Here is a 3,491-nt window from a genome sequence, read left to right as displayed (position 1 = left end):
TCAAGATGGCATGGCAAAACTGCCATCCACCCCAGCTGCCCTACCCTGCAGGACACTAAATAGGGGGTCATTCATCAGTTGCTTGGCCTGGGTTAACCATTCTTCTACCGGCCAACTGACTTGTTCTTCTGCCAATGAGACTCCCGGTGCCACTCGTTCGATGCGCACCAGATAATCATCATGTTTTCCTAAGGGGGTTACGGAGATATGGAATTCCTGTGCCACTGTTGCCCAATTTTGCTCAATTTCAAGGGATCAATTTTGCTCATAGTGACGAGCTTTGGCTGAAGGTTTAAAAATTCTTGAATATTTGTTTAGTATTTGCTTATTGAGGAGTATTCCTTTAGGGGAAAATTCTTGTTGGCTCATGGTATTGATGCCGTTTTTTATTTAAGGTTTCCAAGGCATACTCTGTTAATTGTTTTGAATCAGAAAATTTCCTAATTCCAGCATTTGGGTGCCACTTTACCCAGATTTTTCCGGATTGCTATCACCAATCTCGGAAAAGTGAAATGGTAGATGCACCCTGATTGACACCCCCGGTTCACTTTGGTGAGCTGGGGATTTTTTTTCACTGGGTGGTAAGGTGTTACCCACTATATGTAGCCATCTCTATAGATTAGTTTGCTTGCTCCTTTTCCTCTAAACACGAACTGATTAAGCGATGCAGGGCGGTCTTGGGGAGGCAGTGCGGTCTTGGGGGTTCCACCCATGAGCAACTGCCGTGGTTTCCCCCACTCGCGCTTTGCATCAAGACACGGTTTTAAGCACTTAAAACAGGTGAAATTGCTTTGGCAAGCAGCTAATTTCCCCCTCGGGAATTGGTACTCATACCCAGCCTTGGATGTACTGAATCAGTAAGGTTTCCAGGAGGAAGGATTAGGGTGTAGGTTTATCCATACTATGATAAGCGTGTTATCAACTAGCTTAACATCTGAAATTTTGCCCAAGATACTCTTTTGGGGTTTCATCACTGTCTGCAGAGCATTTTAGTCAGCCTGATCCTCAACTTTGCTAATTCAGGTCAAGAGTGCCTAATCCTTGGTATTAAGCAGTTTTTCAGTCTTAGGCAGAAGCTCTAGGGGTATTCTTTGAGCTTTATTATGGTTTTTGTAAAGATTTTGACAAGACTCGTTGACACTCCCCGGCCTGTTCGCGTAGCGTCGGCTTTGCCGAAAGGCTTGGGGATTCTTGCTTGGCCGTAGGCCACGCTACGCGAACAACGATTCGACTTACTCAATCTGGTCGGAACCAGAAGGAATAGAGGCCAAATCTCCACAAGTGTTCGGGTCTACGACCCAGGTTCCGGTGTGCCCCACCGTACCCAAGGCTATGCGCGAGTATGTTGATGGCGGCACTGTGGTCTCTATCTAGCTGACAACCACACTTGCAGGTATGGGTTCGAGTTAATAGTGACTTCGTGACCACCTCACCACAACTAGAACAATTCTGGCTAGTATAGGCAGGGTTTACTGCAACAGTTATCCTGCCATATTTATCGCCAAAATGCTCCAACCATTTTCTAAACTGATACCAACCTGCATCATTAATAGACTTAGCAAGGCAGTGGTTTTTGACCAGATTTTTTACCCTTAGGTCTTGCCTTCGGCACGCTGCGCGAACGTAGGCGATCAAATCGTTAGACTGAGCTACGCAACGTGCGAGGGATTGCTCGCGCAGTGTTCTTCACGTTGCCTACTTATCCTTAGGTGTGCCCTACCTAGTTTGTTAATGGCTTTTCGACGGTTAGCAGAGCCTTTATTTTTTCGGTAAACCCGACGTTGATAAAACTTGAGACGCTTTTCACCCGTTCTATAAAACCGAGGGTTGGGTTGTGTATTGGCGTCGGAATCCGTATAGAAATCCTTCAGTCCTAGATCTAGCCCGACAGTGTTTCCAGTTGGTTTTAATTTTTCGTTGATATCAACTGAAACACAGAACTGGACGTAGTACCCGTCAGCCCGTCGAACTATCCTAACCCTCTTAATTTGTTTTTTGTCGAAGCGCCACAAGTCCCAAGTACCTTTGAGTTTTAGTTTCCCAATACCCTTATTGTCCCTAAACGTTATCGACTTTTTGTCAGGGGACAATTTCCATCCGGACTGCTTGTATTCAACAGAGCGGCAGTGTTTTTGGAACTTCGGAAAACCCTTTTTTCCAGGTACTTTTTTCTGGCAATTATCGTAGAAACGGGATATCGATGACCGGAGATGAAACCTTAGAATAGTGGAGCCTTTATAGGCGATAGGCTATGCAGAAAAGGGTTAAAACTCATGAAATAAGGCTCCACTATTCTTACGGTAACTTCTAACCATGCCCTTTCAGCCGCAGCTTGGCGGGCAGTAGAGTTTAATTCATTGGCAAAAGGGAACTGCTTAGCTAAAACTTTGCAGTATTTGCTTAAGTCATATTTACCAGTCCCTTTCTTGTCCATCCATAGCCTAATGCAACTATTTCGGATAAATTTCATTGTCCGAATAGCTTCATCAATGGCTTGGTATTGGTGCTTTTTACCTTTGGCTTTAAACTCTAAAATAATCATTTACCTAAGGTCACGCTCCGCGAAGGTATATCCACCTTTACCTGTAACATTTTATTATACCACACGAGCGCGAAAATCGTCAGGATAATTTTCAGTAAAAACCCGTCCTAGAATCCTAGAAGGGAGCAGGTCAATTTTGTAAGAACACTTGAACTACAAACTCTTGAACTATAGTGTTTTCCGGGATTGAGTACCAGTTATCAGTCGTTTTAGTACATTTATTCTACGAATTTGACATGCTCCCGTCCTACAAGGACGGGGCTTTAGACCCAGTTTTTTGGTAATTACTGAGTCTTGGGGTTTCACCCCATCCGTAGGTGAATTTTGAGGATAGCTTTGAGCGGCTGCATCAAGACAACTATAAACCTGGTTTTAACGGTCTTGATGGGTAAGTCCTGATTATCTTGCTTTAAGAGGTAAGATCCTCAATCGAGTAACTCAAAGGACTTGATCTCTAACACCGGACCAATCATCGCAAAGCTCATCACATCCTCTCGCACCTCTCCTGTAACCGTGACCTTCAGTCCCGATTGCTTTAACTCTGGGGGAATGTTTTTGAGTTCGTAGGTTTCCCCTGAGTCAGAAACCAGTGCCCAGGCTCCTGACCCCATCTCTTTGCGCTCAATCACGCCTGTGATGCTGATCGTCATGCTGATTGTTTCTCCCCTTGAACGGCTAAATAAGCTAGTCCAAAACAGAGCAAGGCATTGGCAATCAGGAACACCCGAGACAAAACCCCGCCTCCAAGCCAGATTAGCTCAGGTGAAACCACAGCACTCACGGCTAGGCAACTGGCCACACCGAGAGCTGAACCAACTGCTAACCACTTCCATTGGGGATGTCCTAACAATAGGGCGATTAAAATAAATGGAATCACAACACTGGCAAATAGAGGGTTGAGAAAACTGCTGCTGCCAATAGCGCTACCTAATTCTGGAATCGAACTAGA

2 protein-coding genes and 2 pseudogenes are annotated in these 3,491 nt (G+C 45.0%); all 4 read right to left on the bottom strand.

Annotated features, from left to right (window positions below; all coding sequences use genetic code 11):
• Nucleotides 1-33 precede the first annotated feature (33 nt).
• Nucleotides 34-225 (bottom strand): annotated as a pseudogene (locus tag F6K20_RS29665) (CHAT domain-containing protein); the annotation flags it as partial.
• A gap of 1,007 nt (nucleotides 226-1,232) precedes the next feature.
• Nucleotides 1,233-2,542 (bottom strand): annotated as a pseudogene (locus tag F6K20_RS29660) (RNA-guided endonuclease InsQ/TnpB family protein).
• Nucleotides 2,543-2,967: 425 nt separating this feature from the next.
• Nucleotides 2,968-3,192: a hypothetical protein gene (locus tag F6K20_RS29650; RefSeq protein ID WP_287297082.1), complete on the bottom strand. Its 225-nt coding sequence runs from the start codon at nucleotides 3,190-3,192 to the stop codon at nucleotides 2,968-2,970.
• A partial coding sequence (locus F6K20_RS29645) for a DUF5942 domain-containing protein (RefSeq protein ID WP_287297080.1) occupies nucleotides 3,189-3,491 on the bottom strand: 303 nt, incomplete at its 5' end. The genes F6K20_RS29645 and F6K20_RS29650, both read right to left, overlap by 4 nt.

Origin of the sequence: Moorena sp. SIO2C4 (genome assembly GCF_010672485.1) — a bacterium.
Taxonomy (GTDB): domain Bacteria; phylum Cyanobacteriota; class Cyanobacteriia; order Cyanobacteriales; family Coleofasciculaceae; genus Moorena; species Moorena producens.
This window is presented reverse-complemented; position numbering and strand designations above follow the sequence as displayed.